We start from the raw sequence: 5,975 nt of genomic DNA, 5'->3' as shown, positions 1-5,975 counted from the left end.
GCCCAGATGGACGGCGCGATCCTCGTGGTGAACGCGGCCGACGGCCCGATGCCCCAGACGCGCGAGCACATCCTGCTCGGCCGTCAGGTCGGCATCCCGGCGATGGTCGTGTTCCTCAACAAGGTCGACCAGGTGGACGACGAAGAGCTTCTCGAGCTCGTCGAAATGGAAGTCCGTGAGCTTCTGTCCGAGTACGACTACCCGGGCGACGATATCCCGATCATCGCGGGTTCGGCCCTGGCCGCTCTCGAAGGTCGCGACAACGCCATCGGCGAAGACAAGATCAAGGAACTGATGGCGGCCGTGGACGAGTACATCCCGCAGCCGGCGCGCGCTGTGGACCAGCCGTTCCTGATGCCGATCGAGGACGTGTTCTCGATCTCCGGCCGCGGCACGGTTGTGACCGGCCGTGTCGAGCGTGGCGTGATCAACGTTGGTGACGACCTCGAGATCGTCGGCATCAAGGACACGACCAAGACGACCTGCACGGGCGTGGAAATGTTCCGCAAGCTGCTGGATCGTGGTGAAGCCGGCGACAACATCGGCGCGCTTCTGCGTGGTATCGACCGCGACTCCGTCGAGCGTGGCCAGGTGCTCTGCAAGCCGGGTTCGGTGACGCCGCACACGAAGTTCGAGGCCGAGGTCTACATCCTGACCAAGGACGAAGGTGGCCGTCACACGCCGTTCTTCGCGAACTACCGCCCGCAGTTCTACTTCCGCACGACGGACGTGACCGGCACCGTGACGCTGCCCTCGGGCACCGAGATGGTGATGCCGGGCGACAACCTGAAGTTCGAAGTCGAGCTGATCGCGCCGATCGCCATGGAAGACGGCCTCCGCTTCGCCATCCGCGAAGGCGGCCGCACCGTCGGCTCCGGCGTCGTCTCGAAAATCGTCGAGTAATTACCGGGTTCGATGAGGGTCTCCGGATGAGCCGGGGGCCCTCCTCTCAACTGAAAAGGACAAGCACATGGCCATGCAAAGCCAGAACATCCGGATTCGCCTGAAGGCGTTCGATTACCGCGTGCTGGACGCCAGCACGCAGGAAATCGTGAACACCGCCAAGCGGACCGGTGCGCAGGTTCGGGGCCCGATCCCGCTGCCGAACAAGATCGAGAAGTTCACGGTTCTCCGTGGGCCCCACGTCGACAAGAAATCCCGCGATCAGTTCGAGATCCGGACGCACAAGCGTCTGCTCGACATCGTTGACCCGACCCCGCAGACCGTGGACGCGCTGATGAAGCTCGACCTCGCGGCCGGCGTGGACGTGCAGATTTCCGTTTAAGGAGGGCATGAGACATGATGCGCTCTGGTGTTATCGCGAAAAAGGTCGGCATGACCCGCCTCTTCCTGGAAGATGGCAAACAGGTGCCGGTCACTGTTCTGCAACTCGACGGCCTTCAGGTCGTGGCCCAGCGGACCGCTGACAAGGATGGCTACACCGCCGTTCAGCTCGGCGCCGGCATGGCCAAGGCCAAGCGGACGTCGAAAGCCATGCGGGGCCACTTCTCGACCGCCAACGTTGCGCCCAAGCGCAAGGTGGCCGAGTTCCGTGTGGACCCCGACAACCTCATCAACGTCGGTGAAGAGATCACTGCGAACCACTACTTCGAAGGTCAGTTCGTGGACGTCTCGGGCACCTCGATCGGTAAGGGTTTCGCCGGTGCCATGAAGCGGCACAACTTCGGCGGTCTGCGCGCCACGCACGGCGTGTCGATCTCCCACCGCTCGCACGGCTCCACCGGCCAGTGTCAGGACCCCGGCAAGGTGTTCAAGGGCAAGAAGATGGCCGGTCACATGGGCGCCGCCCGTGTCACCACCCAGAACCTCCAGGTCGTGAAGACGGACGCTGATCGCGGCCTCATCATGATCAAGGGTGCGGTTCCGGGCTCCAAGGGTGGCTGGGTGACGATCAAGGACGCGGTCAAGAAGCCGGTTCCGGAGAATGTCATTCTCCCCGCCGCGCTGAAGTCCGCTGCCGAGGAAGCCGCCAAGGCCGCCGAGGAAGCCGCAGCAGCCGCTGCCGCCGAGGCGGAAGAGGAAGCCAAGCGTCTGGCCGAAGAGCAGGCAGCAGCCGAAGAGGCCGCCCTGAAGGAAGCCGAAGCCGAGATCGACGCCGAAAAGGGTGAAGATGCCGGCGGCGACGCCGAGAAGAAGGAAGGCGACGAATGAAACTCGACGTGATCAAACTGGACGGCGGCAAAGCCGGGTCGGTCGAGCTGGACGAGGCCCTCTTCGGGCTCGAGCCGCGCGCCGACATCCTGCACCGTGTGGTCCGCTGGCAGCGCAACAACGCGCAGCAGGGCACCCACAAGGTGAAGACCCGTACCGAGACCAGCTACTCGACCAAGAAGATCTACCGCCAGAAGGGCACCGGTGGCGCACGCCACGGCGACCGGAATGCGCCGATCTTCCGCAAGGGTGGTATCTACAAGGGTCCGACCCCGCGCTCGCACGGGCATGAGCTGACGAAGAAATTCCGCAAGCTCGGCCTCAAGCACGCGCTCTCCGCCAAGGCGCAGGAAGGTGCGATCGTCGTGATCGACACCGCCGAAGCCGACGGCAAGACCAAGGTTCTGGCCAAGCTGGTCAAAGATCTGGGCTGGAAGCGCGCGCTCATCATCGACGGGGCCGAGGTGAACGAAAACTTCGCCAAGGCCGCCCGCAACATCGAAGGTCTCGATGTGCTGCCGTCGATGGGTGCCAACGTTTATGACATCCTCAAGCGTGACACGCTCGTGCTCACGAAAGCGGGTGTCGAAGCTCTGGAGGCTCGTCTGAAATGACCGACAAGTCCGCACTCTACGACGTGATCCGCAAGCCGGTCATCACCGAGAAGTCCACGATGGCCTCTGAAGCCAACGCCGTGGTCTTCGAAGTGGCGATCGACGCGAACAAACCGCTCATCAAGGAAGCGGTGGAAACGCTCTTCGGCGTCAAGGTGAAGGCCGTGAACACGACCGTCACCAAGGGCAAGCAGAAGCGCTTCCGGGGCCAGATCGGCCGTCGCAACGACGTTAAGAAAGCCTACGTGACCCTCGAAGAGGGCAACACGATCGACGTGACCACGGGTCTGTGATCCGTGCGGTGGGACAGTCCCGCCCGTTAGAAACAAAGCCCTCCGGTGCCTGCCGGGGGGTTTTTCATTTGTAATGATGTGTAAATCTGGAACACCCGATCGGACCTATCCGTTTTTTGAATTGAAAAGGACTGACTGCATCGCCGAAAGTTGGTTGGTCCGGGAAAAAGGAATCTCGCCATGCTCACCCGTCGCCATTTCGTGATGACCACGACCGCCCTGTTCTCTGCCCCCATCGCCGCATGGGCGCAGGAGGATTCCGCGGAAACCGTCGAGACGCCCGAGACGACCGACACCGCCGAGGCCGCGCCCACGCCGCGCCGTCCGGTCTCGAGCCCGTCGAACTGGGACCGGTGGGACGCGCAGATCACCCCTGCGAATTACGACCCGGCCACGTCGAACCCCTGGGGCCTCCACCCGCGCTTCCTGCCGCAGCGGGTCCAGGCGAATCCGGGTCTCACGCCCGGAGACCTTCACGTCGATGCGGTCGCCCGCTACCTCTATCACATCGAGCCGGGCGGGACCGCCATGCGCTACGGCGTCGCCATCGCGCGCGGCAATCTGTATGAACCGGGCGTCTACCGCGTCGGGCGCAAGGCCAAGTGGCCGGTCTGGACGCCGACCGCCGCGATGATCAAGCGCGACCCGCATCTGTACAAGCAGCACGAGAATGGGATGAACGGTGGCCCGAGCAACCCGCTCGGCTCCCGCGCCTTCTATCTCTATGAGGGCAATCGCGACACGCTCCTGCGTATCCACGGCTCACCGTCGCCGCGCTCCATCGGCGGGCGGGCGAGCTCCGGCTGTGTGCGCATGGTCATGGCGCATATCAACGATCTATATCCGCAGGTCTCCAATGGCGTCACCGCCCACCTGCACCCGCCGGAAAGCTACGTCACCGCGCCAAGCTGATCCGTCAGCTCGCCGCCGGCGCCTCGCCCGGTGCGCGGGTGCAGATCGGGCGCCCGCTGCTCGCCCGCAGCGGCAGGTAGGTCGTCTCGACCGGGCCGCGATACTGGTACTCGTAGCACCCGTCCACCTCGTTGACCCGCACGGCGCTGAGGTTCTGGCCCGGCGCCGCGATCTCCAGCACGCGCTCAGGCAGTTCCGAGATGGTCCCCTGCGGCGCGCCAGCGGTCGTCTGCGGCATATCGCAGGCCGCGAGGGCAAGGGGCAGGGTGGCCAGCAGCATGATCGGCAGTCGTGTCATTCGTCTCTCCTGTCTTGCGGGCAGCATGTTGGAACGCGCCCCGGATGGCCAGAGGGGAATCGCCCCTCGCGCCGCGCGTGATAGGATGGGCGCAATGCAGGAGGTTTCATGGCCGGACACAAGATCTACAAGATGAGTTTCGCGAGCGTCTATCCGCACTACGTCACGAAAGCCGAAAAGAAGGGGCGCACGCAGGCCGAGGTGGACGAGATCATCCACTGGCTCACCGGCTATGACGCGACCGGGCTGGCGCGCGTGCTCGACGACAAGACCGATTTCGAGACGTTCTTCGACCAAGCCCCCGCGATGAACCCGGCCCGGCGCGAGATCAAGGGCGTCATTTGCGGCGTGAGGGTCGAGGAAATCGAGGAGCCGCTCATGCAGGAGATCCGATATCTCGACAAACTGGTGGACGAGCTGGCGCGGGGGAAGAAGATGGAGAAGATTTTGCGATCGACATGACCGCTTTGGTATCAAAGGGGCATATCTGGTTAGCTCAGAAAAAATACCGCTTGAACTCATCCACGGTCATCATCGGCTTTGTCCGATGGATTGCTCGATGGCAATTTGGACACAACATCTTGAAGTCGCTAGTTTTTGTCCGCCCCGTATGACTCGGTGAACTGATTGGAACGTTGTGATGGGCTTCGATGATCAGGTTCTTGAAGTCATTGGTGCCAAAACCGGATTCAGGTTTCCAACTGCAGGCTTCGCAGAATAGGGAACCATTCTTAACTATGAATTTATCTTTTGCATTCGCGGGAGCGGTGCCGGACCTCTCCCTCGATTTGTGAACGCGTAAGACCAGAGATCCTTCCGAATAGGCCTCTTCCTCAGACGCAACATCGCTTTCATCTTGTCTGACCAGCGATCTGAGTGAAGTGTATTTTTTTTCAGTTAGACGGAGCAACTGATACCGATAATAGTTTGGCTTGATGATGGTACCTGGGATTAGGATCGGTTCGTCAAGTATCTTAAGAGAATTTGGGTGGACCGAAAGGCTAAACGTTTCGTCGCCGTACTCGAGCATGTCGGCCAAATCTTTCACGTTCTTGCCCCGCCATTCACCCCCAAGTTGCCCCTGCTCATCCAGAATGCGCAGGTCACTCGCTCTTTTTTCCCAAATTGCTCGACTCAATACGGACTTTTCAAACTTCGCAGACTCACAGAACGCTACGAGCACGTGTCCGGCGTCAGTTACTGCGCCTAGCGCCACGTTGAACAGCTTATCCTGGTCTGCTCTCGACGGCCCATGACGAATGTAGAGATGGAGGCGATTGTCCTCCCAAATATCGTAGCAAAAATTCCAGTCGTCGTGCCCAAACCCGTTGGATTTGACGTAATCAGCGTCGTTGTTGCCGTTCACTAGCCTGCCTGCGTGCGGTTTCCGCCAACCGGTAAGGTTTGTGGCGAGCCTGTGGTATCTAAACTCCGGCATTCTTAATCCAGTCTTGAGTCTCAGTATCTTGGGGGCCACGATAAGCGGATACTCATACATTTCCTACTGGTCTCCACACTGGACACATCCCCCCAACACCGCTATAGCGCACCAATCCAAGGGCCCCGGGATTCGTTCCGGGGTCTTTGGCTTATTGAATTCGGCCACCTTCGGGGGGCTACACCCAGACCCTTCCGGGTCGACAAACAGACAGGCGGGTTTACCCGCCGCAAAGCAACGGAAGACAG

Annotated in this window: 9 protein-coding genes; 7 read left to right on the top strand and 2 right to left on the bottom strand. The window is 61.4% G+C overall.

Features of this window, described 5'->3' with window-relative positions; translation table 11 throughout:
* The 6 genes from tuf to B2585_RS16280 form a co-directional block, all read left to right on the top strand.
* Nucleotides 1-903 (top strand): elongation factor Tu (gene tuf, locus B2585_RS16305; protein ID WP_292025012.1); only part of this gene is annotated, 903 nt, incomplete at its 5' end.
* 73 nt (nucleotides 904-976) lie between these two features.
* Nucleotides 977-1,285 carry a 30S ribosomal protein S10 gene (rpsJ, locus tag B2585_RS16300; RefSeq protein ID WP_044028221.1) on the top strand — a complete coding sequence of 103 codons (309 nt, stop codon included), beginning with the start codon at nucleotides 977-979 and terminating at the stop codon, nucleotides 1,283-1,285.
* 14 nt (nucleotides 1,286-1,299) lie between these two features.
* The gene (gene rplC / locus B2585_RS16295) at nucleotides 1,300-2,172 is read left to right on the top strand and encodes a 50S ribosomal protein L3 (RefSeq protein ID WP_292025011.1); all 873 of its coding nucleotides are present in this window, start codon (nucleotides 1,300-1,302) and stop codon (nucleotides 2,170-2,172) included.
* A complete protein-coding gene (gene rplD / locus B2585_RS16290) occupies nucleotides 2,169-2,786 on the top strand; it encodes a 50S ribosomal protein L4 (RefSeq protein WP_292025010.1) in 618 nt (205 codons plus the stop codon). Before rplC ends, rplD begins: the two co-directional genes overlap by 4 nt.
* A complete protein-coding gene (locus B2585_RS16285; protein ID WP_292025009.1) occupies nucleotides 2,783-3,079 on the top strand; it encodes a 50S ribosomal protein L23 in 297 nt (98 codons plus the stop codon). Before rplD ends, B2585_RS16285 begins: the two co-directional genes overlap by 4 nt.
* Nucleotides 3,080-3,259: 180 nt before the next feature.
* Nucleotides 3,260-3,991, top strand: a complete 732-nt coding sequence (locus tag B2585_RS16280; RefSeq protein ID WP_292025008.1) for a L,D-transpeptidase — start codon at nucleotides 3,260-3,262, stop codon at nucleotides 3,989-3,991.
* A gap of 4 nt (nucleotides 3,992-3,995) precedes the next feature.
* Here the strand turns inward: B2585_RS16280 and B2585_RS16275 are convergent, their stop codons facing one another.
* The gene (locus tag B2585_RS16275; protein ID WP_292025007.1) at nucleotides 3,996-4,289 is read right to left on the bottom strand and encodes a hypothetical protein; all 294 of its coding nucleotides are present in this window, start codon (nucleotides 4,287-4,289) and stop codon (nucleotides 3,996-3,998) included.
* A 108-nt stretch (nucleotides 4,290-4,397) separates the two neighbouring features.
* Between B2585_RS16275 and B2585_RS16270 the strand changes: the two genes are divergently transcribed.
* Nucleotides 4,398-4,751, top strand: coding sequence for a DUF2200 domain-containing protein (locus B2585_RS16270; protein ID WP_292025006.1), 354 nt, complete (start codon nucleotides 4,398-4,400; stop codon nucleotides 4,749-4,751).
* A 34-nt stretch (nucleotides 4,752-4,785) separates the two neighbouring features.
* Here B2585_RS16270 and B2585_RS16265 read toward each other — a convergent pair whose 3' ends face one another.
* Complete coding sequence (locus B2585_RS16265) at nucleotides 4,786-5,655, bottom strand: HNH endonuclease (RefSeq protein WP_292025005.1); 870 nt, start codon at nucleotides 5,653-5,655, stop codon at nucleotides 4,786-4,788.
* Nucleotides 5,656-5,975: the final 320 nt, after the last annotated feature.

This window comes from Maritimibacter sp. UBA3975 (genome assembly GCF_002384975.1).
Taxonomy (GTDB): domain Bacteria; phylum Pseudomonadota; class Alphaproteobacteria; order Rhodobacterales; family Rhodobacteraceae; genus Maritimibacter.
Note: the sequence above shows the minus strand (reverse complement) of the source record. Positions and strands in the feature narration are given on the sequence as shown.

What these genes read in the sequence shown, in the direction of transcription:
- rplD (WP_292025010.1), top strand. Translation starts at nt 2,169, where the DNA reads ATGAAACTCGACGTGATCAAACTGGACGGCGGCAAAGCCGGGTCGGTC.
- B2585_RS16270 (WP_292025006.1), top strand. Translation starts at nt 4,398, where the DNA reads ATGGCCGGACACAAGATCTACAAGATGAGTTTCGCGAGCGTCTATCCG.
- B2585_RS16275 (WP_292025007.1), bottom strand. Translation starts at nt 4,289, where the DNA reads ATGACACGACTGCCGATCATGCTGCTGGCCACCCTGCCCCTTGCCCTC.
- rpsJ (WP_044028221.1), top strand. Translation starts at nt 977, where the DNA reads ATGCAAAGCCAGAACATCCGGATTCGCCTGAAGGCGTTCGATTACCGC.
- B2585_RS16280 (WP_292025008.1), top strand. Translation starts at nt 3,260, where the DNA reads ATGCTCACCCGTCGCCATTTCGTGATGACCACGACCGCCCTGTTCTCT.
- rplC (WP_292025011.1), top strand. Translation starts at nt 1,300, where the DNA reads ATGATGCGCTCTGGTGTTATCGCGAAAAAGGTCGGCATGACCCGCCTC.
- B2585_RS16285 (WP_292025009.1), top strand. Translation starts at nt 2,783, where the DNA reads ATGACCGACAAGTCCGCACTCTACGACGTGATCCGCAAGCCGGTCATC.